The organism is uncultured Polaribacter sp., assembly GCF_947497695.1.
Lineage (GTDB): Bacteria > Bacteroidota > Bacteroidia > Flavobacteriales > Flavobacteriaceae > Polaribacter.
In genome coordinates this window covers 82,077-108,322 of the sequence record NZ_CANMHM010000005.1, presented here as the reverse complement: position 1 = coordinate 108,322, position 26,246 = coordinate 82,077, and the positions used below count along the sequence as shown (strand labels likewise).

At 29.3% G+C, this 26,246-nt stretch carries 20 protein-coding genes; 10 read left to right on the top strand and 10 right to left on the bottom strand.

The genetic code is table 11. The features are described 5' to 3' along the window. The first annotated feature begins 10 nt into the window (after window positions 1-10). The 4 genes from trkA (at window position 11) to Q0731_RS07540 (ending at window position 5,188) form a co-directional block, all read left to right on the top strand. Window positions 11-1,357, top strand: a complete 1,347-nt coding sequence (gene trkA, locus Q0731_RS07555) for a Trk system potassium transporter TrkA (RefSeq protein WP_299062090.1) — start codon at window positions 11-13, stop codon at window positions 1,355-1,357. A gap of 1 nt (window position 1,358) precedes the next feature. Continuing rightward, a complete protein-coding gene (locus Q0731_RS07550) occupies window positions 1,359-2,861 on the top strand; it encodes a potassium transporter TrkG (RefSeq protein WP_299062088.1) in 1,503 nt (500 codons plus the stop codon). 97 nt (window positions 2,862-2,958) lie between these two features. Beyond that, a complete protein-coding gene (locus Q0731_RS07545; RefSeq protein ID WP_299062084.1) occupies window positions 2,959-4,098 on the top strand; it encodes a hypothetical protein in 1,140 nt (379 codons plus the stop codon). Further along, window positions 4,088-5,188, top strand: coding sequence for a nucleotidyltransferase family protein (locus tag Q0731_RS07540; RefSeq protein WP_299062081.1), 1,101 nt, complete (start codon window positions 4,088-4,090; stop codon window positions 5,186-5,188). The genes Q0731_RS07545 and Q0731_RS07540 overlap by 11 nt, the downstream gene beginning before the upstream one ends. Here the strand turns inward: Q0731_RS07540 and Q0731_RS07535 are convergent. Beyond that, window positions 5,185-6,537: a Mur ligase family protein gene (locus tag Q0731_RS07535; RefSeq protein ID WP_299062078.1), complete on the bottom strand. Its 1,353-nt coding sequence runs from the start codon at window positions 6,535-6,537 to the stop codon at window positions 5,185-5,187. The genes Q0731_RS07540 and Q0731_RS07535 overlap by 4 nt on opposite strands. A 171-nt stretch (window positions 6,538-6,708) precedes the next feature. Between Q0731_RS07535 and Q0731_RS07530 the strand changes: the two genes are divergently transcribed. Next, window positions 6,709-13,329, top strand: coding sequence for a carboxypeptidase-like regulatory domain-containing protein (locus tag Q0731_RS07530; RefSeq protein ID WP_299062075.1), 6,621 nt, complete (start codon window positions 6,709-6,711; stop codon window positions 13,327-13,329). 79 nt (window positions 13,330-13,408) lie between these two features. After that, window positions 13,409-13,855 (top strand): hypothetical protein, encoded by a 447-nt coding sequence (locus tag Q0731_RS07525; RefSeq protein WP_299062073.1) that lies wholly within the window; start codon window positions 13,409-13,411, stop codon window positions 13,853-13,855. 75 nt (window positions 13,856-13,930) lie between these two features. On the opposite strand, the gene Q0731_RS07520 is transcribed toward Q0731_RS07525, so the two are convergent. The 9 genes from Q0731_RS07520 to Q0731_RS07480 form a co-directional block, all read right to left on the bottom strand. After that, window positions 13,931-14,188 (bottom strand): hypothetical protein, encoded by a 258-nt coding sequence (locus Q0731_RS07520; protein WP_299062070.1) that lies wholly within the window; start codon window positions 14,186-14,188, stop codon window positions 13,931-13,933. A 233-nt stretch (window positions 14,189-14,421) separates the two neighbouring features. Continuing rightward, window positions 14,422-14,730, bottom strand: a complete 309-nt coding sequence (locus Q0731_RS07515; protein ID WP_299062359.1) for a thioredoxin family protein — start codon at window positions 14,728-14,730, stop codon at window positions 14,422-14,424. A 67-nt stretch (window positions 14,731-14,797) separates the two neighbouring features. Continuing rightward, window positions 14,798-15,439 (bottom strand): peroxiredoxin, encoded by a 642-nt coding sequence (locus Q0731_RS07510; RefSeq protein ID WP_299062067.1) that lies wholly within the window; start codon window positions 15,437-15,439, stop codon window positions 14,798-14,800. Between the two features lie 151 nt (window positions 15,440-15,590). After that, window positions 15,591-16,298, bottom strand: coding sequence for a class I SAM-dependent methyltransferase (locus Q0731_RS07505; RefSeq protein WP_299062065.1), 708 nt, complete (start codon window positions 16,296-16,298; stop codon window positions 15,591-15,593). Between the two features lie 11 nt (window positions 16,299-16,309). After that, window positions 16,310-17,473, bottom strand: coding sequence for a sigma-54 dependent transcriptional regulator (locus tag Q0731_RS07500; RefSeq protein WP_299062062.1), 1,164 nt, complete (start codon window positions 17,471-17,473; stop codon window positions 16,310-16,312). Continuing rightward, on the bottom strand, window positions 17,473-18,345 hold the full coding sequence (locus Q0731_RS07495; protein ID WP_299062059.1) for a DUF6268 family outer membrane beta-barrel protein: 873 nt from the start codon (window positions 18,343-18,345) through the stop codon (window positions 17,473-17,475). Before Q0731_RS07495 ends, Q0731_RS07500 begins: the two co-directional genes overlap by 1 nt. A gap of 3 nt (window positions 18,346-18,348) precedes the next feature. Next, window positions 18,349-19,224 carry a mechanosensitive ion channel domain-containing protein gene (locus Q0731_RS07490; RefSeq protein WP_299062357.1) on the bottom strand — a complete coding sequence of 292 codons (876 nt, stop codon included), beginning with the start codon at window positions 19,222-19,224 and terminating at the stop codon, window positions 18,349-18,351. Between the two features lie 4 nt (window positions 19,225-19,228). Beyond that, window positions 19,229-20,548 (bottom strand): ABC transporter permease, encoded by a 1,320-nt coding sequence (locus Q0731_RS07485; protein WP_299062057.1) that lies wholly within the window; start codon window positions 20,546-20,548, stop codon window positions 19,229-19,231. A 1-nt stretch (window position 20,549) separates the two neighbouring features. Next, window positions 20,550-21,482, bottom strand: coding sequence for an ATP-binding cassette domain-containing protein (locus Q0731_RS07480; RefSeq protein WP_299062054.1), 933 nt, complete (start codon window positions 21,480-21,482; stop codon window positions 20,550-20,552). A 177-nt stretch (window positions 21,483-21,659) separates the two neighbouring features. Here Q0731_RS07480 and Q0731_RS07475 point away from each other — a divergent pair, with 177 nt between their 5' ends. The 4 genes from Q0731_RS07475 to Q0731_RS07460 all read left to right on the top strand — a co-directional run bounded on the left by Q0731_RS07475 (window position 21,660) and on the right by Q0731_RS07460 (window position 26,206). Then, the gene (locus tag Q0731_RS07475; protein WP_299062052.1) at window positions 21,660-22,118 is read left to right on the top strand and encodes a MarR family transcriptional regulator; all 459 of its coding nucleotides are present in this window, start codon (window positions 21,660-21,662) and stop codon (window positions 22,116-22,118) included. Window positions 22,119-22,131: 13 nt separating this feature from the next. Continuing rightward, a complete protein-coding gene (locus tag Q0731_RS07470) occupies window positions 22,132-24,534 on the top strand; it encodes a 3-hydroxyacyl-CoA dehydrogenase/enoyl-CoA hydratase family protein (RefSeq protein ID WP_299062048.1) in 2,403 nt (800 codons plus the stop codon). A gap of 79 nt (window positions 24,535-24,613) precedes the next feature. After that, window positions 24,614-25,804 (top strand): acetyl-CoA C-acyltransferase, encoded by a 1,191-nt coding sequence (locus Q0731_RS07465; protein ID WP_299062046.1) that lies wholly within the window; start codon window positions 24,614-24,616, stop codon window positions 25,802-25,804. 39 nt (window positions 25,805-25,843) lie between these two features. Beyond that, window positions 25,844-26,206 (top strand): four helix bundle protein, encoded by a 363-nt coding sequence (locus Q0731_RS07460; protein ID WP_299062043.1) that lies wholly within the window; start codon window positions 25,844-25,846, stop codon window positions 26,204-26,206. Window positions 26,207-26,246 lie beyond the last annotated feature (40 nt).

Here is a 26,246-nt window from a genome sequence, read left to right as displayed (position 1 = left end):
ATTTTAAAATATGAAAATTATCATAGCTGGAGCTGGAGACGTTGGTTTTCACTTAGCTAAACTTCTTTCTTACGAATCTCAAGATACCTACATCATAGATTTTGATGGAAAAAAACTAGAATATCTTAACAATCATTTAGATGTTATTACCAAAAAAGGAGATGCTACCTCTATAAAACTACTAAAAGAAATTGGCATTAGTTCTGCTGATTTATTAATAGCAGTTACAGATAGTCAGAATACGAATTTTACAATTTCAGTGATTGGAAAATCTTTAGGAGCAAAAAAAACAATTGCAAGAATAGACAACCCAGAATTTTTAGAAGATTGTGAAGTCGATTTTGAAAAATTTGGTTTAGATTTTATGATTTCGCCTCAAGAATTAGCGGCAAATGAAATTAAAATGCTGTTAAATCAATCTTCATTTAATGATACTGTAGCATTTGAAAGTGGTGTTTTTAATGTGATGGGAACTGCGTTAGCTTATAATTCTCCTATTTTAGATTTAACAGTGAGAGAGGCAAAACAACAATTTCCTCAGGTAGATTTTACAACCATTGCTATTAAAAGACAAAATATTACCCAGACTATTATTCCAAGAGGAGACACTGTTTATCAATTAGATGACCAAGTCTACTTTTGTGTTCCTAATTATAGTATGAAAGATTTGTATCCTATTATAGGTAAAAAACAATTCGATATTAAAAATGTAATAATTCTTGGTGGTAGTAGTATTGGAGAAAAAACGGCTCGTAACCTTTGTAAAGACAATTTTAAAGTTAAATTAATTGAAAAAAACAGAGAAAAAGCAGAATTACTTGCAGAAGAACTAAATAATACGTTAGTTATTCATGGTGATGGTAGAGATTTAGAACTTTTAGAAGAAGAAAACATTAGAGAAACAGATGCTTTTATAGCAGTTACAGGAAACTCTGAAACCAATATTATGTCTTGTTTAGTGGCTAAATCTAAAGGTGTAAAAAAAACCATTGCTTTGGTTGAAAATATGGATTATATCGATATTTCTCAAACTATTGGAATTCAATCTTTAATCAATAAAAAATTAATTGCAGCAAGTAATATTTTTAGACATATTAGAAAAGGAGAAATTTTAGCAATTGCTAATTTACATAATATAGATGCAGAAGTTTTTGAATTTGAAGTGCAAAAAGAAACTAAAGTAACAGAGAAACCAATAAAAGATTTAAGTTTACCAAGAGAAGCTGTTTTAGGAGGTATTATTAGAAATGAAAAAGCAATTATGGCTACTGGAAATGTACAACTTAAAATTGGTGATAAAGTAATAGTATTCTGCTTGCCAGAAGCAGTAAGTGCTGTAGAACGTTTATTTAAATAATATGACGAGTACTTTAAACACCAAAATAATATATCGTTTTTTAGGGATTACTGCAATCTTAAACGGTTTTTTTATGTTTATTGCCTATCCTTTTAGTGCTTTTCATAATGAAGATGCAAAATGGGGAATACTAAATGCAGGAATTGTAACCATAATTATTGGTGCTTTACTTTTCTTTTTAAATAAGCCCAATAGCACTAATATTCAAAAGAAAGATGGGTATTTAATTGTAACACTTGGTTGGTTAATTCTATCTTTTACAGGTATGCTGCCTTATTTATTTTCTGGTACAATACCTGCTATTTCAGATGCATTTTTTGAAACAATATCAGGATATTCAACAACAGGTTCTTCTATTTTATTAGACATAGAATCCATGCCAAAAGGGATTTTATTTTGGCGAAGTGCCACCCATTGGATTGGTGGAATGGGAATTATTGTACTTACAGTTGCAATACTACCTTTGTTAGGTATTGGAGGTATGCAGCTTTTTATGGCTGAAGCTCCTGGACCATCAACAGATAAATTACATCCAAGAATTACAGATACCGCAAAACGATTGTATTTGATTTACGTTACACTAACGCTAGCTCAATTTTTATTATTAAAAGTTGCTGGTATGACTTGGTTTGACGCTATTAATCATGCAATGGCAACCATGAGCACAGGTGGTTTTTCTACCAAAAATAACAGTGTAGCTTTCTACAACAATTTACCTTTTGTACAATACATTATTCTTATTTTTATGTTGATTGCAGGGACCAACTTTGTATTAACCTATTTTGCTTTAAAAGGAAAAATTCGTAGAGTCTTTGAAAGTGAAGAATTTAAATATTACTTTTTCGGAATTATAGGTGTATCTTCAATAATAGCAATTATAATTATCTTTTTTCAAGATTCTAATTTACAAACAACAATTACTCACCCAATGGTTTTTGGAAAAGTAGAAAGTGCCATTAGACATTCTTTATTTATGGTAACTTCTGTTGTAACAACAACAGGCTTTGTAACGGCAGATTTTACAATGTGGAACTTTTTTGCAACCGGTATTTTCTTTGCTTTATTTTTTACTGGTGGTTCTGCAGGTTCTACAAGTGGTGGTGTAAAAATAGTAAGACATGTTGTTATGCTTAAAAATAGCTTTTTAGAGTTTAAAAAAGCCTTACACCCAAACGCAATTGTACCTGTTAGGTTAGACGGAAAAACAATACCTCAAACTATTGTATTTAATATTTTATCTTTTTTTATTATTTACATGCTTATTTTTGTTTTAGCTTCTGTAATATTAACTTTAATGGGATTGGATTTTCTATCTGCATTAGGTGCAGCAGCTTCTTCTTTAGGTAATATTGGCCCAGCAATTGGTAGTGTAAGTCCTGTAAATAGCTATGCCCATTTAACAGATGTTGCAAAATGGTTTTGTTCATTTTTAATGCTCATAGGACGATTAGAATTGTTTACAGTATTAATTTTATTTACGCCATTTTTTTGGCGTAAAAACTAGTCTAATTAAATCTTTTAACACCATAAAATACACTTTAAACTTCTTTAATTTTTACGTGTTTTTTATTTAATTAATAAAATAACTACTTTTAGTATTTATGAAAAGTCCATCAAATTTATTGTACAAAACTGTTGAAGATAAAACTATTGTTTGGTTTGAAAACAGTAATGAATATTTAGTTTTAGAAAATACAACAGCAGATATTTTAAAAAGATTAAGTAAAGGAATTTCTGTAAATGACATTGCAGAAGCTTTGTCTAAAAAACTAGGTGTTCCTTTAGATAAAACAATCGATTTTGTTTTAGACTTAGAAAAAAAAACTTACAAACCAAAAAGTAAAATTAAATCTCAATTAATTAATGATTATAGAGATATAAAAACACCAAAATCATTTGAATTTATAAAGTATTATAAAGTAAATAACGTTGTTTTTAAGGTCTCTTTTTTAAGTGAAACAGAACTTGCTTTTGTTCATCCAAAATTTGCACATTTAAGTATTAAAAATACGAGTAATTTTGATTATGAATTTGATGTATTTATAGAAAATAAGTACATTTTTTTAAAAGTTGATAAAGAATTAATTGGTGCTTGGAGTCGTGATGATATTCATTATTTTCAAGGAAAGTTTTCTATGGAATTTATTCAGAAAATTCATCAAAAAGAAGAAAATAAGTGGATGGGTGTTTTTCATGCTTCTGCTGTTAGCAATAACAAAAAAGCAATTTTATTTTTAGGCGATTCTGGAAACGGAAAAAGCACTTCTTTAGCATTGTTACAAGCAAATGGTTTTACCTGTTTGGCTGATGATTTTGTACCTATGGATGCTCATAAAAAAGAAGTATATAGTTTTCCTGCAGCCATTTCAATTAAAAAAAGTAGCTTACATACTTTACTTCCTATTTATCCAGAATTAGAAACTACTGCAGAATATCATTTTAAAAGATTAAACAAAATTGTTCGTTATTTAAAACCAAATAATGATAATTATTTTAGTCACTTACCATGTAATGAATTGGTTTTTATAAAATATCAAAAAGATGCCAATTTAGCTTTTGAAAAAATTTCAAAAATTGATGCTTTTATGCAATTAGTTCCAGATTCTTGGTTGTCACCAAAAAAAGAAAATGCCCAAATGTTTTTAAATTGGTTTGATTCTTTAAATTGCTACCAACTTACCTATTCTAAAAATGATGAAATGATAAAAACAGTTTCTAAAATTTTTAATAATGAATTATAAAGAAACTTTATTTTTTATTGGAAAATGTTTAACAATTAATCATGAAGAAAAGAACAACATTATAATTGAAAACCAGTTAAAAACTAAAGAAATAGACTGGGAAGCTGTTGTGAAATTAAGTACAGCTCATTTTGTTTTTCCTGCCTTGTATTGCAATTTAAAAAAAGCCAATTTTTTGGATTATGTACCAGAAGAACTAGTCAATTATATGGTTCGTATAACTGATTTAAATAGAGAAAGAAATCAGCAAATTATTGAACAAGCCAAAGAAATTAACGAGTTATTATTATCAAATAACATTACACCAATTTTCTTAAAAGGAACAGGAAATCTTCTAGAAGGATTGTATGAAGATATTGGTGAGAGAATGGTTGGTGATATTGATTTTATTTTCTCAAAAGAAGAATATATTAAAGCCATAAAATTAATAACTGATTTTGGATATACTAGAGTACATAAAGATGCTTATGACCCAATTAGTTTTAAACACTACCCTAGATTACAAAAGAAAAACAGGATTGCAGCTGTAGAAATACATAAAGAATTACTAATTGAAAAATATGCAGATGAGTTTAATTATTCTTTAATAAAAAAAGATGCCCAAAATATAAATAACGTGAATGTTATGAGTTTTGAAAATCAAATAGCCTTATCAATAATAGCAAAACAAATTAATGATGATGGTATTTATTATAAAAATATAGCATTAAGAAATGCTTATGATGTTTTTTTACTCTCTAAAAAATTAAATTCAAATATTATTTTTAATAATTTATCTAAATTAAAATTACCTTTAAACTTCTTTTTAGCTAGTTGTTTTATTGTTTTTAATAAAACTACATCTTTACAATATAAGTCTACAAAAGAAATAGAAAATTATCTATCTACTTTTAATAAACAGTTAAATGATTCTAAAGTTAGAAACAAAAATTATAAAAGAACTGAAAGAAAGCTTTTCTTAAAAGCTAGATTAAAAATTATTTACAAATCAATATTTGATAAAACTCACAGAAATTGGTTAATTAAAAGAACTCTTGATAAAAATTGGCAACAAGAAAAATTAAAACAATTAGGTTTTAAAAAAAACTAAACCAAATTCTTAACTTCTTCAAAATCTAAACCTCCGTAATTTCCAGAACTCATTAACACAAGTGCTGTTTTATCAAAATTTTGACTAAACAAAAATTCTTTAAATTCTTGAGGATTGGTATAAATAATTAAATCTTCACGTTCAAAAGCATTGGCAATTTGTATTGTGGTTACTTCTTCTAATTGTTTAATTTTAACTGCATCAGGAGAGTAAAAAACCACTGCTTTATCTGCTGCATTTAACGCTCCTTTATATTCTGCTAAAAATTCAGCATTTAAACTAGAATACGTATGCAATTCTAAACATGCTAAAACTGTTCTTTCTGCATACTGTTCTTTTACAGCCTTTGTGGTTGCAGCAACTTTGCTAGGAGAATGTGCAAAATCTTTAAAAATAACGGTCGTATTATTTTCTGCAATTTTTTCTAAACGTTTACTTGCTCCTGCAAAACTTGCAATTGCCTCATAAAAATCATCTTCATCAATGCCCATGTGTTGACAAATCCACTTTGCTCCTGCTAAATTTTGTAAGTTGTGTTTGCCAAAAATTTCTAAAGGTAAATTACCTTCATTTGTTTCTAAAAATGTTGTTCCGTTTTCTATAAAATATTTTGGTGTTGTATATGGGTATTTTTTAATGTGATTTTCTGAATTTTCTACAACATCTTTAACAATAGCATCTTCTTCATTGTAAATCATACTTCCTCCATTTACCATTCCATCAGTAAAAACCCTAAACTGATCTACATAGTTTTCAAAAGTGGGAAAAACATTGATATGATCCCAAGCAATTCCACTTAACAAAGCAATATTTGGCTTATATAAATGAAATTTAGGACGCATATCTATTGGAGAACTCAAGTATTCATCGCCTTCTAAAACAATAAAATCGTTTTCTTGAGTTAAATGCACCATGGTTTCAAAACCTTCTAATTGTGCACCAACCATGTAATCTACTTCTTTTTCATGATAATTCAACACATGTAAAATCATAGAGGTAATCGTAGTTTTTCCATGAGAACCACCAATTACAACACGTGTCTTGTTTTTTGATTGCTCGTATAAAAATTCTGGATACGAATAAATTTTTAATCCTAATTCTTGTGCTTTTAACAATTCTAAATTGTCTTTTTTAGCATGCATCCCAAGAATAATAACCTCTAACTCTGATGTTATTTTCTCTGGAAACCATCCAAATTCATTTGGTAATAATCCGTATTTTTCTAAGCGAGATTTAGAAGGATTGTGAATAGCATCATCAGAACCAGAAACTTGGTATCCTTTTTGGTGTAAAGCAATGGCTAAGTTGTGCATTGCACTGCCTCCAATTGCAATAAAATGAATTTTCATGGATCAAAATTTTAAAAAGTAAAAATACAAAAGCTTCTAACAATATTGATTATATTTAGAACGAAACTCAATTAAAAAATAGTTTTACGCATTGAAACCACCTGTTTACTAATTTTAAGTTGATTTACATCTTAATTTATGCGTGCTTTGATAGTACAAAACAATAGGATTATGAAAAAAATTACAACAACATTATTAATTATTCTTGCATTCTCTTCAATTTCTTATGCCCAAAAATCTTACAAGAATCTTTGGCTAGAAGTAGAAAAGTTTGAAATTGATAACTTACCAAAATCGGCTTTAAAAAGTGTCGATGAAATTTACACAAAAGCAGAAAAAGAAAACAACGCTCCTCAATTGGTAAAATCGCTTTTTTATAAAAGTAAGTTTTCTTTAGTATTAGAAGAAGATGCACAATTAAAAGTAATTAACTCTTTTAAAAAACATATTGCAAAAAGTAAATTCCCAACCAAAAATGTTTTAGAAAATGTTTTAGCAAACTTGTATTGGCAGTATTTTACTGAAAATAGGTATAAATTTTACAATAGAACAAAAACTGCAAATAAAGTTGATGTAAATGATTTTAGAACTTGGGATTTAGACACCTTATTTAAAGAAATTCACACCTATTTTAAGGCTTCTTTAGAGGATTCAAACAAGCTTCAAAATGTTAATATTATAGATTTTGCAGCTATTTTATCCATTGTAAAAGATTCAAAAAAATACAGACCTACTTTATACGATTTTTTAGCAAACAATGCTTTAGATTTTTACAAATCTTCAGAAACTTCAATTACAAAACCTTCTTATCAATTTATTATTGATAATCCAGCTTATTTAAGTGATTACAACTCTTTTTCTAAGGTAAATTTAACTACAAAAGACACTTTATCTTTACAGTTTAATAGCTTAAAAATCTATCAGAATTTAATTGAATTTCATTTAAAAGAAAATAATTTAGATGCTTTAGTTGATATTGATATCCATAGATTAAACTTTGTAAAACAACATGCAACTTTTAGTGATAAAGAAGCCATTTATCTATCAACTTTAAAAACATCAAAAGAGCAATTAAAAAACAATAAATTAAGTGGTTTATATGCTTTTGAAATTGCAAAAAATTATAAAAACAACTCTAAAAACAAACTTGCAATTACAATTTGTAATCAAATAATGAATGATTTTCCAGAAACTTTAGGTGCAAAAAATTGTTCTATTCTAAAGAATCAAATTAAAACAAAATCACTTTCTATTACCGCAGAAAAAAACATTCCGATTAATATAAATTCTAGATTATTAATCAGTTATAAAAACATTGACCAATTGTTTTTTATTGCTTATAAAACAACAACAGAACAATTAGAAAAATATCATAAAATATATGATTTAGAAGAAAAAATCACTTTTTTTAAATCTCTTGAAAAAGTAACTAATTGGAATGCTAAACTAAGAAACAAAGAAGATTATTTGCAACATAAAACAGAAGTAATTGTACCGAAATTTAAGAACGGAACTTACCTAATTACTGCCTCTGAAAACAAAGATTTAAACGATAACAGCGTTTATGGAACAGCTGTAATGCAAGTTACAAACCTAACTTTAATTGAAAATAATTTTGGAGAAACCTACAATTATCAAATTGTGGATAGAAATAACGGAAAACCAATAAAAAATGCCAAAATTCATTTAAAAAACAAAGTCTTTAAAAATTTGAATTTCATCAATAAAAAATTGATAACAAATAAATTGGGTTTTGCTTCTTTTAAAAGTGATGAAACTTATAGAAATGTAAAAATAACAGTCGCTACAAAAGAAGATATTGCAACTTTTGGGAATCATTATTTATATGAAAACAACAGCAAAAATTATAGAAACAGCAACCAAGAAATAAAGATAAAACCCTTTATTTTTACAGATAGAAGTATTTACAGACCAGGGCAAACTGTCTATTTTAAAGCCATTGTAATTAAAAAACAAGGAGACAAATCTGAAATTTTTAAAAACGAATTTGTAGAAGTTACCTTATATGATGTAAATAATCAAATTGTAAAAACATTAGATTTAAAATTGAACGAATTTGGTTCTGTTGCTGGAGAATTTATAATTCCAAACAATGGTTTAACTGGCGAGTTTTCTATTGAAGTTGATGAAAGCTTTGAGCATGACAGCAAGTTTTATGACAACGAAGATTTTGATTTTGACTATAATAATGCCATCAAATTTTCTGTTGAAGAATACAAAAGACCTAAGTTTGAAACAGAATTTAAACCTGTTACAGAAAGTTTTAAAATTAACGATTCAATTACTGTAAATGGTTTTGCTAAAGCTTTTTCTGGGGCAAATATTACCGATGCAAAAGTAGTATATAGAGTGCATAGAAAAGTGCAATACCCAAGTTGGTATTATTGGAGAAGACCCAACCCAAGCTCTAGCTCTCAAGAAATTACTAATGGAGAAAGTAATACCAATGAAAAAGGGGAATTTGAAATTATTTTTAAAGCAATGCCAGATGAAACTGTGGACAAAGGAAGTCTTCCTGTTTTTAATTATGAAATTACTGCTGATATAACTGATATTAATGGAGAAACTCGCTCAGCAACTACGATTATTAACGTAGGTTATCATTCTTTATTGGCAACCATTTCTTTAGATGATAAAATTGATAAAAACCAAAAAGAAACGCTTTTAAAAGTGGATACAAAAAACCTAAATGGCGAGTTTGTGCCAGCAAAAGGAACTGTAAAAATTTACAAGTTAAAAGCTCCTAAAAATCCGCTAAGAAAAAGACCTTGGAATGCTCCTGATTATCAAGATATTTCTGAGAATACATTTAGAACTTTGTTTCCAAACGAGCCTTATTCTGAAGATGAAGCTGATGAAAAAAACTGGAAAAAAGGGGCATTGGTTTTCAATAAAAATTTTAATACAGAAACCTCAAAAGAGCTAAAACTATCGACTATTAAAGATTGGGTTTCTGGTAAATACATTGCCATTTTAGAAAGTGAAGATACATTTGGACAAGCTGTAAAGGATGAGCATAGATTTACTGTTTTCTCTACTAAAGATACACAAATAGCAGACAATAAATTGTTTGTAATAAATACTGATAAAACTTTTTATACAATTGATGATACTGTTGAAATTAGTATTGGTTCTGCATCAAAAAATAATACTGTTGTTGTACAGATAGAGAAGAATCATAAAATTATTGAAACTCGTTTAATTAAATTAAATAATGAAACTAAAACAATAAAAATACCAGTAAATAAAGATGATATTGGAGGTTTTGCAGTAAAATATCACTTTGTAAACTACAATTATTTTAAAAGTGGTAGTTTGTTAATCAACGTTACTGAAAAACAAGAATCTATTGCTATTGAAACCAATATTTTTAGAGACAAATTACAACCAGGACAAGAAGAAACTTGGAGTTTTAGCATTAAAAATGATGAAAATAATGCTGTTACAGCAGAAGTTTTAGCTTCTATGTATGATGCTTCTTTAGATGAATTTAAATCACATAATTGGCAATTTAACCCTATAACTGCAAAACCTAGGTATTATTCTTATGGGGTAAGTAATGCCAACCAAAGTTTTGGGAACATCAATTTTAGCATCAAAAACAACCAAAAAAGATATTTTGGGTTTCCTGCTATTTCTTATGACACTTATAATTGGTTTGGTTTTAGTTTGAATAATAATCGATGGAAAAATCAACAATATCTAAGAACTACAAAAAACAAAATAAATAGTATTAGAACCGATTTTGACGGAACAATTACTGGTACTATTTCTGATGAAGATGGTTTGCCTTTACCAGGAGTTTCTGTTGTAATACAAGGTACAACATTTGGCACAACTACAGATTTTGATGGTAATTATTCAATTAAAATTAAAAAGGGAGATGTTTTAATAGTTAGCTATATAGGGTTTGAAATGAAAGAATTTCTTGTAAATACCCAAACAAACATCAACATAAAACTTAAAGAAAGTGCAGCACATTTAGATGAAGTTGTAGTTGTTGGTTATGGAGCTCAAAGGAAAAGTAGTAGGACTGCTGCTGTTCATTCAGTTTCCGAAAGTTTACAAGGCACAATTCCAGGTGTTACATCGATTCAAGGCAGTGGAATTCCTAGCAACAATAATCAACAAATTTATATTCGTGGTCAAGCTTCTTTTAATGGTCTTGAAAATCCGTTAGTTTTAGTAGATGGTGTTGCTACTGATATCAAAGAGATTGATTTCGATGATATTGAAAGTATGACTGTTTTAAAAGACGCAGCAGCAACTGCTATTTATGGAGCAAAAGGAGCAAATGGTGTTATTATTATCACTACAAAATCAGGTCAGGCAAAACTAAACAAAGAACTATCTCAAGTAAAAGCTCGTAAAAACTTTAACGAAACCGCGTTCTTTTTTCCTCAATTAAAAACAGATAAAAAAGGGCAAGTCAGTTTTTCTTTTACAATGCCAGAAGCTTTAACTCGTTGGAAATTACAATTATTAGCTCATACTAATGAATTGAAATCAGCAACAAAAAACCTACAAACTGTTACTCAAAAAGAATTAATGGTAGTGCCAAATGCACCAAGGTTTTTAAGAGAAGGAGATAAAATTACATTGTCTGCTAAAATTACCAACTTAACAAACAATGAATTATCTGGTTTTGCAAAACTGATTTTAACAGATGCAATTACAGGAAAAGAAATTGACTCAGATTTAGAAAACTTAAACGCTAACAAAAATTTTTCTGTTGATAAAGAGGGTAATACCAGCGTTTCTTGGAACTTATCAATTCCAAAAACGGTACAAGTTGTACAATATAAAATTGTAGCAAAAGCTGGTGATTTTTCTGATGGAGAACAAAATGTATTGCCTGTTTTATCTAACAGAATGTTGGTTACAGAAACTTTACCAATGTGGGTTCGTTCTAATCAAACCAAAACATTTACGTTAAATAAGCTAAAAGGCAACACCTCATCAACTTTAAAAAACCATCAATTAACGTTAGAAATGACATCAAACCCAGTTTGGTATGCAATCCAATCTTTGCCTTATTTAATGGAGTATCCTTATGAATGTGCAGAACAAACCTTTGCAAGATATTATGCAAATACCTTGGCAAGTTTTGTCGCAAATTCTAACCCAAGGATTCAAGAAGTCTTTAATGTGTGGAAATCTTCTGATGCTCTTTTATCAAACTTAGAGAAAAACCAAGAATTAAAATCATTGATTATTCAAGAAACTCCATGGCTTAGAGATGCGCAATCTGAAACCGAGCAAAAAAAACGAATTGCTTTATTATTCGATTTAAATAAAATGAAAAATGAACAAGAAAAAGCTATCAATAAGTTAAAAGATATTCAGATGAATTCTGGTGGTTTTCCTTGGTTTAAAGGTGGTAAATATGCAAGTAGGTTCATCACTCAACATATTGCAACTGGTTTTGGTCATTTATCTAAATTAGGGGTTAATGATTATAACAAATCAACCAAAAAAATGATTGAAAAATCTGTTAAGTATTTAGATGATGAACTGTTAGAACAATATAAAAAACTTTTAGAAAGAGCAGAAAAAAATAAACAAAAAGCAAAGAGTAAAAAGAAAGGAGAAAAAGCATATAAAGAATATTTAGCAAAAAATAATTTAGGCTATTTTACAATTCAGTATTTATATATGCGTAGTTTTTATGCTGATATTTCTTTGGATGATGCACTACAAAAAGCAGTTGATTATTACCAAAGCCAAACAGCAACTTATTGGAATGAGTATAATTTGTATGCAAAGGGTCAAATTGCTTTATTATTATTTAGAAATGATAAAAAAGAGGCTGCAAATAAAATTCTAAAATCATTAAAAGAAAACTCAATTACTTCTAATGAATTAGGCATGTATTGGAAATCTAACACTGCTGGTTATTACTATTACCAAGCTCCTGTAGAAACACAAGCACTTCTTATTGAGGCTTTTTCTGAAATTGAAAATGATATTACAACTATTGATAATCTTAAAATTTGGTTGCTAAAAAACAAGCAAACCAATAGATGGAAAACTACAAAAGCAACCACAGAAGCTGTCTATGCTTTGTTATTGAATGGAAGTGACTGGATATCTACCAATACTGAGCAAAGTAAAAGTGTTACAGAAATGGTAAACATTACAATTGGTAATAAAAAAATAGATCCAACAAAGTTGGATGATGTAAAAATTGAAGCTGGAACAGGTTATTTTAAAACTTCTTGGAATGATCATGAAATCAATCCAAAAATGGGCGAAATTACCATCAGTAAAAAAGGAAACGGAATTGCTTGGGGAGGTTTGTATTGGCAATATTTTGAAGATTTAGACAAAATTACAACTGCTGAAACTCCGCTGAAACTGAACAAAAAACTATTCTTAAAGGTAAATTCTGATACTGGCAAAGAATTGCAAGAAATTAGAGATTCATCAACCATAAAAATTGGCGATTTAATTACAGTAAGAATCGAATTAAGAAGTGACAGAAATATGGAATTTATTCACATGAAAGATATGAGAGCTTCTGGTGTTGAACCTATTAATGTAATCTCTAAATACAAATGGCAAGACAATTTAGGTTATTATGAAAGTACAAAAGATGCTGCAACAAATTTCTTTTTTGATCGTTTACCAAAAGGAGTGTATGTTTTTGAATATGATGTAAGAGTAAATAATGCTGGTAATTTTAGCAACGGAATTACAACGATTCAAAGTATGTATGCTCCAGAATTTAGCAGTCATTCTAAAGGTGTTAGAATTAATGTAACAGAATAACAAAAGATTTTACTCAATATTTTGCTGCTAAGGTTGAATGGTTGTAATTTTGAAAAATATTTTAAAAACAGAAAAAATTATGAAGAAAATAATTTTAATTTTTGGTTTTGTTTTAGCTGCTGGTTTATCTATCAATGCACAAGACAGATATGGTCATTCAATTGGTTTACGTTTTGCTAGTGGAGATGGAGCTGGAGGAGAAATTTCTTACCAAAAATTTTTAGGAGAAAATCAACGTTTAGAAATAGACTTAGGTTTAGCAAATACCTTTGCAAACTTTAAAGCAACAGGTTTATATCAATGGGGTTGGGTTTTAGAAGAACCATTTATATGGTATGCTGGTGTTGGTGCAGGAATTGTACATGCTGATGGCCTTGGTGTTTTTGGTGCTGGTGTAATTGGTATTGAGTATAGTTTTAATATACCTCTTTTACTTTCTTTAGATTACAGACCAGAAGTTGCAATTGCAGGAGGCTTAGATGGGTTAAACTCAAATATTGCGTTATCTGTAAGATATCAGTTTTAACTATCAAATAATTTCAAAACAAAAATCCCTAGTTTAAAAACTAGGGATTTTTATTTTACTAAAAGCAAGTATTATTTATGAATCTATAGAACCTAATACACGTTTCATAAAAGCGTTTAACGCTTCTTTTTTAGGTGTGCCCTCTTTTATCATTTTATCTACTTCTACAGCTCCATACATATTAGAAATCAACTCTCCTATCACATCTAATTCCTCATCTTTTAGAGAAGGAACTTCTGTTAATGCTTCTAAAGTTTCAATAGTTTCTAACACATAATCTTGATCGTTTTCTTCGATAAAAGTAGTAAGGTGTTTTATTACAGGTAATTTCATTTTTTTTATTTATTATTCCAAAAAACGGGAATCTGTTTAATTAATAGGACCAAATTTGATTTTAAATATCATAAAACAATTAAAAATCAAAATGTCTTCCTGAGCTTATCAAAGGATGTTTAAAGATTAAAAAAAGTCTTCGACAAGCTCAGACTGACAAATCGTTTGTGTAATTGTAATCAGTTAAATTAATATTAGACTGATATTCTGAAATAAGTTCAGTTTGTCAGTAATTAAATTACTTCGTTTACCAATTCCTTTAAAACATCAAACTTATTTGTTTGCGTTTGATTTACGTTTTTACCATCTACAAAAGTTGCAAACGTTGGTAAATTACTTACATCTGCTAATTTTCTACTTTCAGGAAATTTTTCTGCATCAGCAATTACAAAAACCACATCTTCGTTTTCTGAAGATAATTTTTTAAATTTTGGCTTCATAATTCTACAGTTTCCACACCAAGTTGCAGAGTATTGAACCACTACTTTTTTATTATCAGCAATTATATTTACTAGCGTATCTTCGCTTAATTCTTGTACCATAATAATTTTGATTTTTCTCATTTTAAATCCCTCCTAAAAGGAAGGATTTAAATGAGGTTCATAAAATTTAATGAGTTGCTAAATATGCTGCTGTACCTTTTGCATTAGCAGACATTGCATCTTTACCTTCTTCCCAGTTTGCAGGACAAACTTCTCCTTTTTCCTGTACATGCGTTAAAGCATCTACCAAACGTAAATATTCACCAACATTTCTACCAATAGGCATGTTGTTAATACTTGCATGTTGTACAATACCTTCTTCATCAATAATATAGGTAGCTCTGTAAGTTACATTATCTCCTTCTACTTGTACAGTTCCTGTAACTTCATCATAAGTTTCATTGGTAATATCTAAAATACCTAATATTGATGATAAGTTTCTATTACTATCTGCTAAAAGTGGGTAGGTAACACCTTCAATACCTCCATTTTCCTTAGCTTGACTTAACCATGCAAAGTGTACTTCTGGAGTATCACAAGAAGCACCAATTACAATTGTATTTCTTTTTTCAAACTCTCCTAAAGCTGCCTGAAAAGCATGTAATTCTGTAGGACACACAAATGTAAAATCTTTTGGATACCAAAATAATAATACTTTTTTGTTATTTTTTTTTGCTTCTTCTAAAACATTTACTTTGAACGTGTCTCCCATTTCGTTCATTGCATCTACATTTAAATCTGGGAATTGTTTACCAACTGCTGTTGCCATTTTTTTTCTTAATTTGTATAGTTAATAATCTGTTATTTTATTACAATACAAAGATAGTTAGAGAGTTTTTTTTAAGAAAAAAAAGTTGATGGGAAGTTCTTATCTTTCCATCAACTTTATCGATACTTATTTTAAAATTTAAATATTTTGCTTATTGTTTCATTTTCAATACATAAAATACCTGAGAATTTAAACCACGTAATATTTTAAAAGGAGAAAAATCTTTTTTAACGATAGTAAAACCTGCTTCCTTAAAAATTTTATCTAACGTTTTGTAATTAAAACCAATATGAGAAAAGATATAATTACCTTCTGTACTTCTATCTACGTGCCTGTAAAAAAGTGCTTTTACCATATTTTTAAAATTTGTATCTCTCTCAAATTGTTGAATAGCAACCCTAATTGTATTTTTTATAAAAGAAGCAATACCTACTTCAATTGGCACAGAAACAACTACCAAACCATTAATTGCCAATTGATTTTTAATTTGATTTAACAAATAAATTTGATAGTCTTTGTAAAAATGTTCTAACACTTCTAAACAATAAACTACATCGAATTTTAAATTAGAAACCTCATCTAAATGATTGATTAATTTAATTTCTTTGTTATCAATATTACTTTGCAACTGAGTAAACATCTCTTTAATTGGCTCATAACCATAAACTATTGAGGTATCTTCATTATAAATTAGATTTAAAAAGTGTCCATCACCTGTACCAAAATCTAAAATTTTAGTTTCTTTAGTTAGGTTTGTTAAGCTCAAAGCTTTTGTAAAACGTTTGTTATGCGTAAATCGCTTAAAAAAAGAGCTGTTTTCTGTAGTAAGTTTTGAGTATATGTACTTTTTTTTAGCCATTTTTTTAAAATTTATTTACTTGCAAATAATTTAATATCATTTGCAGAAACTTCTTTTTCTCCAAGTATTATTAAACGTTCTACAACGTTCCTTAACTCACGAATATTACCTGTCCAGTCATATTCTTGTAATAACTGAATTGCTGCAGCAGAAAATTCTTTTTTAGGTGTGCCTTGTTCTACAGATATTTTATTCGTAAAAAAGTCTACCAATAAAGGAATGTCTTCTCTTCTATCATTTAAAGAAGGTACTTTAATTAAAATAACGGCTAATCTGTGGTATAAATCTTCTCTAAACCTACCTTGTGCAATTTCTTCTTTCAAATTTTTATTAGTAGCAGCAACAATTCTAACATTTACCTTTATATCTCTATCAGAGCCTACACGTTGAATTTTATTTTCTTGCAAAGCACGTAGCACTTTTGCTTGAGCAGACAAACTCATGTCACCAATTTCATCTAAAAAAATGGTTCCTCCATTTGCTGCTTCAAACTTACCTGCTCTGTCTTTATTAGCACCTGTAAAAGAACCTTTTACATGTCCAAAAAGCTCACTTTCTATTAATTCTGATGGTATTGCAGCACAATTTACCTCAATCATTGGTTTTTTAACTCTATCAGATTTTTCGTGTAACCAGTGGGCAACCAATTCTTTTCCTGTTCCATTAGGCCCAGTTATTAAAACCCTTGCATCTGTTGCAGCAACTTTTTCAATAATATCTTTAATGTGAGAAATGGCATCACTCTTACCAATCATTTGGTAGCTTTTACTTACTTTTTTCTTGAGTCGTTTGTTTTCTACAATTAACGTTTTGGTGTCTAAAGCATTTCTTACCGTATTTAAAAGTCGGTTTAAATCTGGTGGTTTAGATATATAGTCAAATGCTCCTAAACGCATTGTGTTTACTGCTGTATCTAAATCTCCATGACCAGAAATCATTATAATTGGCACTTCTGGCTTTATTTTTTTTACTTTTTCTAACACCTCAACTCCATCCATTTTTGGCATTTTAATATCGCATAAAATTAGATCGTAATCGTTATTTTTAATCATTTCAATTCCTAACAAACCATCTTCTGCTTCTTCCACATTATAGGTTTCATTTTCTTCAGAAATAATTTTTATTAAAACTCTTCTAATAGCAGCTTCATCTTCTATAATTAATATTTTTGACATTATATTTTAAATTTAATTCCTGTTCTTAGATAAAAGGCGTTCAAATTATCTAACGTTAATAAGTTATCTCTATTACTATCTCTTAACACATTATTTAGTCTAAAAGTAAATCCACTGTAAGTGTATAAAAATAAATGTTTTGTAAACTGATGTTCATATCCTAAACCAGCTACTAAAACAGATAATGAAATACTATTAGCTTGTTTATTATTTATTAAAATTGGTTCTTGCAAATTAGCAAAATAGCCATCTAAACCTGCAAAAGATTGTAAACTATTTTTTTTATTGATATTGTATTTTAAATTCATTTTAGGAACTCCCAAAGTGTAAGACCATTTTTCATTTACTTTTCTATTGTAATTTATAAAAGGAAGTGGAAATGGAATTCCTGTTGTTGTATTATAAGTTAATCCTAAAATTAATCGATAAGGCTTGGTAACCTCATCATCATTTGTTCTGTTTTTTATAAAAAATATAGCTCCGTTTAAAAACAAATCATCGCCAGTTATTTTTTTTGATAAAGTAGATGATATTCTAGGAGTTACTTTAAATGCTGTTCTCCATTTTTTATTTATTTTATAGGTATAAACAAAGTTTAAATCTAGTATTGTAGCTTTGTTTAATAACGAAGGATCAAAAGGGTATTGATCTTCTAATTCAATAAAAAGTCTATTATACTCTAGTCCTACCAAAAAATAATTATCTTTTTTTATTTGAATAGGATAATTAAATGCTGCTTTAATTCTTGTATATCTATCTTCAGATTTAGTTTTAGGAATAAAAGAATATTCTAGCCTAGCTAAATCTGTTAATTGTGCATTTATAGTTACACTTATCAACATCAAAAAAAATAGAATTTTTATTTTTGACATTATTTATTTAGGCTCTAATTTCTGTGCATAAACATGTACATCTCTCTGAGGAAAAGGAATTGTTACATTATTTTCTCTAAACGCTTTGTCTATTTCAAAACGAATGTTACTCTGTGTAAAACGCACATCAAAACTATCGTTTAAGCTAAAGGATATTCTAAAATTAAGAGAACTATCTGCAAAATCGGTAAATAAAACCTTTGGTTCTGGGTGTTCTAAAACTTTAGGCTGTGCTTTTGCAATTTGCAACAAAATTTCTCTTATCAGTTCAACATCAGAGCCATAAGCAACTCCAACATCAACAAACTCTCTAGTTTCTGTACCATTCTCTGTCCAATTAAATAAAATGTTGGTAAGGTATAAATGATTTGGTATTACCAATACTTTATTATCTATGGTAACAGCTCTTGTTGTTCTTAAACGAATTTCTAAAACCCTACCTACTTTGCCTTCTAGTTCAATAATATCACCAACATGTACAGATTGATCAACTAATATAAAAATACCAGAAATAATATCTTGAAAAAGGGTCTGTAAAGCCAAACCAACACCAATTAATAGAGCTGCAGAAGCTGCAAAAACTGCGGTTACATTTACGCCAGAAAAATGCATTCCAATTAAAAAAATAATTAAAAAAACAAAACCTCTTAAATACGTAAAAACAGTTACAAATTTTTGTTTATCATTCACGGGTAATTTTCTAGTTAAAAATCTTCTAATATATTTTAATAATATAGAAGCCAAAACCAAAGCCAAAGTTATAAGAATTAAACCTTTTACAGTAATAGAAATTTCTTTACTTATGGTAAACGTATAGTCTAAAACGTTATTAGCTTCTTCTGTAATTGTATCTTTTACTTGTTCTAATGTATCTTGTATCATCTTAATATTTTAGCCATTTATACAAATCTTTATACGTAGGTTTTTTACCATACATTAAAATACCAACTCTATAAATTTTGGCTGCTAACCAAACCATTATTACAAAGGTAACCAATAATAATGCCATAGAAAGTAACAATTCTAACCAAGAAACACCAAATGGAACTCGCATTAACATTACAATAGGACTTGTAAATGGAATGTGAGAAAAAAGTACTGCAATAGTGCCATCAGGCTCATTGATAACAGTTGTAAAACCAACATAAAAACCAAGAATTAAAGGCATCATTACAGGTAATAAAAATTGTTGCGTATCGGTTTCACTATCTACTGCTGCACCAATTGCTGCATACAATGAACTGTATAGCATAAAACCACCTAAAAAGTAAAAAATGAATAATACAAATATTTTTAAAATTGGTAGTTTTAATATTTCTTGTATCACAATTTGAGCCTGATTGCCAGAAGTAACATCTTTAACCATTTCCATTTGTTCTGCCGGTACTTTTGCTGCTTGCATTTCTACTACATCAATATTAAAAACAGCAGAAGCAACTGTAATCATTACAAAAAGTAATATTCCCCAAATAAAAAACTGTAATAAACCTGCAGTTGCATTGCCAATAATTTTACCCAACATCAATTGAAAGGGTTTTACTGAGGATATCATAATTTCTATAATTCTGCTTGTTTTTTCTTCAATAACACTTCGCATTACAGAATTGCCGTAAATAATTACAAACATCATTAACAAATACCCTGCAATTGCACCAATACCTATTTTTAAAATATTTATTAATTCTGATGATTCTTCTCCAGAAAAATTGATCATTTTTATTTCTGTATCAATTTTAGATGCTTCTATTTTATCTAAATCAATATTAAAATACGTCAGTTTTTTATTTCTAATTTTAGACGTTATTTTCCTTTCTAAAGAATTGACAATAAACATTGATGGAGTATCTTTAGAATAAAACTCAATAGATTTAGATAGCAATTCTAAACTATCTTGTTTGGGTATAATTAAGGCTCCATAATATTTACCAACCTTAACTTTGTGCTTTGTTTCTTCAATTCCTAAAGCTGTATAATCTAAATAATGGACTGTTTTTGAATCTTTAAAATCTTCTTTAGAGAATATTTCTGAATAATCTACGTAAACGATTTTTTTTACTTTCTTATCATTTTTCTGCGTCAGAAAATAAATTAAAACCCCCATTCCAATCATTAAAACCGGACTTAAAAAAGTCATGATAATAAAAGATTTATTACGAACCTTAGCAATAAACTCTCGCTGAATTATTAGTTTTAACTTGCTCATTTTAGTAACTATTCTTTTTTACTTCCTGAATAAAAATATCGTTTGCACTTGGTATCAATTCCACAAAATGCTGCACTTCTCCCCTACTTGTTAAAAATGATAACAAATCGTTAGCAGAATTTCCTTGTGTTAATTTTACGTTTAAAGTTAAACAATTATTCAATAATTTAAATTTTGATGGAAAAACTTCAAATCTTTCTTTTAATTTTTCTTCAACCTCTGTAGGATGATTGGTAAGCAAACCAACTTGATAGGTAAACGTTCTAAACTTACGTTTAATATCAGCTAATTTACCATCTAAAATTTTGTTAGCTTTATCAATCAAAGCAATTTCATCACACATTTCTTCTACAGATTCCATTCTGTGAGTTGAGAAGATAATTGTTGCACCTTCATCTCTTAATTGTAAAATTTCTTTGGCAATTAATTGAGCATTTATAGGATCAAAACCAGAAAAAGGCTCATCAAAAATTAATAATTTAGGATTGTGCATTACCGTAACAATAAACTGTACTTTTTGTGCCATTCCTTTAGATAGTTCTTCAATTTTCTTATTCCACCAAGCAGAAATATCAAATTTATCAAACCAATATTTTAAGCGTGTTTTTGCTTCTGACTTAGTCAACCCTTTTAACTGAGCTAAATACAATGCTTGTTCCCCAACTTTCATCGACTTATACAAACCACGTTCTTCAGGCAAATAACCAATTTGTGCTATATGTTTTGGTGCTAAAACTTCTCCATCTAAAATAATAGATCCAGCATCTGGCATTGTAATTTGATTAATAATTCTGATTAATGAAGTTTTTCCTGCTCCATTGGGTCCTAATAAGCCAAAAACACTTCCTTTTGGTATGTGTAATGAAACATTATTTAATGCCGTAAAATCGCCATATTTTTTTACAACATTGTTGATTTCTAATAAATTACTCATCGAATTTTGTTGGTTTTCTTGAAAGTTTCAAGTGGATACAAACTTACATATTTTCTATTTATTAGTGTTTGTATGCCATCAACCTAATATCAAATTTTCTGTTAAAATTTACTATGCATGCATAACTTTCTTATGATTTACTATGCATGCATAATATATTTTTATATATTTGACAACATGGAAAAATTAAAATCAATAGATCATGAGCTCAGAGCTACTTGGCAAGCCGTTGCAAAAGTGTATAATGAGCAAGCAGCAATGCATGACAGCACAATGTCAACCGCTTTTGTTTTATTAAATATTGATAAAGAAAAAGGAACACCCTCTACAGCTTTAGGTCCTTTAATGGGAATGGAACCAACAAGTCTTTCTAGAATTCTAAAAAGCATGGAAGATAAAGGTGCTATTTCTAGAGAAAAAAACCCAGAAGATGGTAGAAGTGTAATTATTAAACTTACTGATTATGGTAAAGAAATGCGTAAAATATCTAAGGAATACGTAATTAAATTTAACGAAAAAATTAGAGAACACGTTACACCAAAAGAACTAGAAGGTTTTTTTAAAGTAACAGAAACCATAAATAAATTAATTGCCGATAGAGAAATCTATAAAGAAATTAGTAATAAAGCCGTTTAAAACAAATGAACTAATGACTAGAAGAATTAAAAAAGTAGCGATAATTGGCTCAGGTATAATGGGAAGTGGTATTTCATGCCATTTTGCAAACATTGGTGTAGAAGTGCTGTTATTGGATATTGTTCCAAGAGAATTAACCGATAAAGAAAAAGCAAAAGGACTAACATTAGAAGATAAAGTTGTTAGAAATAGATTGGTAAATGATGCTTTAAAGGCTTCTTTAAAATCGAAACCATCTCCTATTTACAATCAAAAATTTGCCAACAGAATTACTACTGGTAATTTAGAAGATGATATTGCCAAAGTTGCAGAGGCAGATTGGATTATGGAAGTTGTAGTTGAAAGACTAGACATTAAGAAAATAGTTTTCGAAAAACTAGAAAAACATAGAACTCCTGGAACTATTATTTCTTCTAATACTTCTGGAATTCCTATCAAATTTATGAATGAAGGCAGAAGTGAAGATTTTAGACAACACTTTGCTGTTACACACTTTTTTAATCCTCCAAGATATTTAAAATTGTTTGAAGTAGTTCCTGGACCAGATTGTAAACCAGCAATTACAGATTTCTTAATGATGTATGGGGAAAAGTTCTTAGGAAAAACTTCGGTTTTAGCAAAAGATACTCCTGCATTTATTGGTAACAGAATCGGAATTTTCGGAATCCAATCGTTGTTTCATCAAGTAAAAGAATTGGGTTTAACTGTAGAGGAAGTAGATAAATTGACTGGCCCAGTTATTGGTCGCCCAAAATCTGCCACTTTTAGAACGGTTGATGTGGTTGGTTTAGATACTTTGGTACACGTTGCTAATGGTATTTGTGACAATTGTCCTGATGATGAAGCGCATGATTTATTTAAACTTCCAGATTTCATCAACAAAATGATGGAAAATAAATGGCTAGGAAGTAAAACTGGACAAGGTTTTTACAAAAAATCTGTAATTGATGGCAAAAAAGAAATCTTAACTTTAGATTTAGATACTTTAGAATATCGATCTAAAAAAAGAGCAAAATTTGCAACTTTAGAATTAACAAAAACAATAGACAAACCAATTGATAGATTTAAAATTTTAGTTGGTGGAAAAGACAAAGCCGGAGAATTTTATAGAAAAAACTTTGGGGCAATGTTTGCTTATGTTCAGAATAGAATTCCAGAAATTTCTGATGAATTATATAAGATTGATGATGCAATGAAAGCTGGTTTTGGTTGGGAAAATGGTCCTTTCGAAATTTGGGACGCAGTTGGATTAGAAAAAGGTATTGAGCTTCTAAAAGCTGAAGGAAATGAACCTGCAACTTGGGTAACAGAAATGTTAGCTGCAGGTTCTACGTCTTTCTATTCTGTAAAAGAAGGCGCAACTTTTTATTATGATATTCCTTCTAAATCTCAAACTAAAAAACCGGGTCAAGATGGATTTATTATTTTAGATAATATTAGAAAATCTAACGAAGTTTTTAAAAATTCTGGTGTTGTTATAGAAGATATTGGAGATGGGATTTTAAACGTAGAGTTCCAATCTAAAATGAACACAATTGGTGGTGATGTTTTAGCAGGAATAAATAAAGGAATTGATTTGGCAGAAAAAGATTTTCAAGGTTTGGTGGTTGGTAATCAAGCTGCAAATTTCTCTGTGGGTGCCAATATTGGTATGATTTTTATGATGGCTGTAGAGCAAGAATATGACGAATTAAATTACGCCATTAAATATTTCCAAGATACTATGATGCGTATGCGTTATTCATCCATTCCAACAATATCTGCACCTCATGGAATGGCTTTAGGTGGTGGTTGCGAAATTTCTTTACACGCAGACAAAGTAGTTGCTGCTGCAGAAACCTATATGGGATTAGTAGAATTTGGAGTTGGAGTAATTCCTGGTGGTGGTGGCTCTAAAGAAATGGCTTTAAGAGCATCAGATTCTTTTCAAAAAGGAGACGTAGAATTAAACATTTTACAAGAAAATTTCTTAACAATTGGTATGGCAAAAGTTTCTACTTCTGCTTATGAAGCGTTTGATTTAGGCTTGCTTCAAAAAGGAAAAGATGTTATTGTAGTAAATAAAGACAGACAAATTGCTACTGCAAAAGCACATGCAAAATTAATGGCAGAAAGTGGTTACACACAACCTGTTACTAGAAAAGATGTACGAGTTTTAGGTAAACAAGCTTTAGGTATGTTTTTAGTAGGTACAGATGCTATGGAACATTCTAAATATATAAGTGCCCATGATATGAAAATAGCCAACAAACTGGCATATGTAATGGCTGGTGGAGATTTATCTGAACCAACACTGGTTACAGAACAATATTTATTAGATCTAGAAAGAGAAGCATTTTTATCACTTTGTACAGAACGTAAAACGTTAGAGAGAATTCAAGCGATGTTAAAGACTGGGAAACCACTAAGAAATTAGATTATTAGACTACTAGATTTCTCGATTGTTAGAAGTCTAAACATCTAAAAATCAAATAATCTAAAAATCACAAAAAAAAATGAAAACAGCATACATAGTAAAAGCATACAGAACTGCAGTAGCAAAAGCTCCAAAAGGTGTTTTTCGCTTTAAACGTGCAGACGAATTAGGGGCAGAAACAATTCAGCATATGATGAAAGAACTGCCAAATTTAGACGTAAAACGTATAGATGATGTAATTGTTGGTAATGCAATGCCAGAAGGTTCTCAAGGATTAAACATGGCACGTTTTATTTCTTTAATCGGTTTAAATTCTGTAGATGTTCCTGGAGTTACTGTAAACCGTTTTTGTTCATCAGGACTAGAAACCATTGCAATGGCTGCTGCAAAAATTAGTGCAGGAATGGCAGACTGTATTATTGCAGGTGGTGCAGAAAGCATGAGCTCTGTACCAATGACAGGTTTTAAACCAGAGCTAAATTACGATACCATTAAAGATGGACATGCAGATTATTATTGGGGAATGGGAAATACTGCAGAAGCAGTTGCTAACCAATTTAAAGTTTCTAGAGAAGACCAAGATGAATTTGCATATAACTCTCATATGAAAGCTTTAAAAGCACAAGCAGAAAATCGTTTTCAAGACCAAATAGTGCCTATTGAAGTTGAACAAACTTTTTTAAATGCAAACGGAAAGAAAGAAACCAAAAAATATACAGTTACTAAAGACGAAGGTCCAAGAGCAGGAACATCAAAAGAAGTATTAGCAAAACTTCGATCTGTATTTGCTGCTGGTGGAAGTGTAACTGCTGGAAATTCTTCTCAAATGAGTGATGGTGCAGCTTTTGTAATGGTTATGAGTGAAGAAATGGTAAGAGAATTAAATATTGAACCAATTGCAAGAGTGGTAAATTATGCTGCTGCTGGTGTAGAGCCCAGAATTATGGGAATTGGCCCTGTGGCTGCAATTCCTAAAGTTTTAAAACAAGCAGGTTTACAACAAAACGATATCGATTTAATTGAATTGAATGAAGCGTTTGCTTCTCAATCTTTAGCAGTTATGCGTGAGTTAGATTTGAATCAAGAAATTGTAAATGTTAATGGAGGTGCAATTGCATTAGGGCATCCTTTGGGTTGTACTGGCGCAAAATTATCTGTGCAATTGTTTGATGAAATGCGTAAGCGTAACATGAAAAACAAATACGGAATGGTAACTATGTGTGTAGGAACAGGACAAGGTGCTGCTGGGGTTTTTGAGTTTCTTTCATAAAAAAGATGAAAGAAAATAGAAAAGAGAAAATAGACCAAAATGTGTGCTAAACAGAGACATAATTATAAAAATTTAAAAATTTGGAAACTTGGGTTGGAAATTACAAATGATATTTCTGACATCTTACTAAATTTCCCAAAGCATGAAAAATTTGATTTAAGTTCTCAAATGAGTAGATGCTCTATATCAATGCCAAGCAATATAGCAGAAGGTTCAGCAAGAACAAATAAATCTTTTAGTCATTTTTTAGATATTTCATTAGGTTCTTCCTTTGAATTAGGAACACAACTATTAGTAGCAAAACATAGACAATATTTAAATAACGAAACATTAAAAAAACTTGAAGATAAAATAGAAGAATTCCAGAGAATGACAATGGGGTTTAAAAACGGACTAAATTAAGTCTTTTCTCTATTTTCTTTCTTCTATAATCTAAATCAAA

Coding starts and splice junctions, on each gene's coding strand:
- trkA (WP_299062090.1), top strand. CDS start 11: ATGAAAATTATCATAGCTGGAGCTGGAGACGTTGGTTTTCACTTAGCT.
- Q0731_RS07550 (WP_299062088.1), top strand. CDS start 1,359: ATGACGAGTACTTTAAACACCAAAATAATATATCGTTTTTTAGGGATT.
- Q0731_RS07545 (WP_299062084.1), top strand. CDS start 2,959: ATGAAAAGTCCATCAAATTTATTGTACAAAACTGTTGAAGATAAAACT.
- Q0731_RS07540 (WP_299062081.1), top strand. CDS start 4,088: ATGAATTATAAAGAAACTTTATTTTTTATTGGAAAATGTTTAACAATT.
- Q0731_RS07535 (WP_299062078.1), bottom strand. CDS start 6,537: ATGAAAATTCATTTTATTGCAATTGGAGGCAGTGCAATGCACAACTTA.
- Q0731_RS07530 (WP_299062075.1), top strand. CDS start 6,709: ATGAAAAAAATTACAACAACATTATTAATTATTCTTGCATTCTCTTCA.
- Q0731_RS07525 (WP_299062073.1), top strand. CDS start 13,409: ATGAAGAAAATAATTTTAATTTTTGGTTTTGTTTTAGCTGCTGGTTTA.
- Q0731_RS07520 (WP_299062070.1), bottom strand. CDS start 14,188: ATGAAATTACCTGTAATAAAACACCTTACTACTTTTATCGAAGAAAAC.
- Q0731_RS07515 (WP_299062359.1), bottom strand. CDS start 14,730: ATGGTACAAGAATTAAGCGAAGATACGCTAGTAAATATAATTGCTGAT.
- Q0731_RS07510 (WP_299062067.1), bottom strand. CDS start 15,439: ATGGCAACAGCAGTTGGTAAACAATTCCCAGATTTAAATGTAGATGCA.
- Q0731_RS07505 (WP_299062065.1), bottom strand. CDS start 16,298: ATGGCTAAAAAAAAGTACATATACTCAAAACTTACTACAGAAAACAGC.
- Q0731_RS07500 (WP_299062062.1), bottom strand. CDS start 17,473: ATGTCAAAAATATTAATTATAGAAGATGAAGCTGCTATTAGAAGAGTT.
- Q0731_RS07495 (WP_299062059.1), bottom strand. CDS start 18,345: ATGTCAAAAATAAAAATTCTATTTTTTTTGATGTTGATAAGTGTAACT.
- Q0731_RS07485 (WP_299062057.1), bottom strand. CDS start 20,548: ATGAGCAAGTTAAAACTAATAATTCAGCGAGAGTTTATTGCTAAGGTT.
- Q0731_RS07480 (WP_299062054.1), bottom strand. CDS start 21,482: ATGAGTAATTTATTAGAAATCAACAATGTTGTAAAAAAATATGGCGAT.
- Q0731_RS07475 (WP_299062052.1), top strand. CDS start 21,660: ATGGAAAAATTAAAATCAATAGATCATGAGCTCAGAGCTACTTGGCAA.
- Q0731_RS07470 (WP_299062048.1), top strand. CDS start 22,132: ATGACTAGAAGAATTAAAAAAGTAGCGATAATTGGCTCAGGTATAATG.
- Q0731_RS07465 (WP_299062046.1), top strand. CDS start 24,614: ATGAAAACAGCATACATAGTAAAAGCATACAGAACTGCAGTAGCAAAA.
- Q0731_RS07460 (WP_299062043.1), top strand. CDS start 25,844: ATGTGTGCTAAACAGAGACATAATTATAAAAATTTAAAAATTTGGAAA.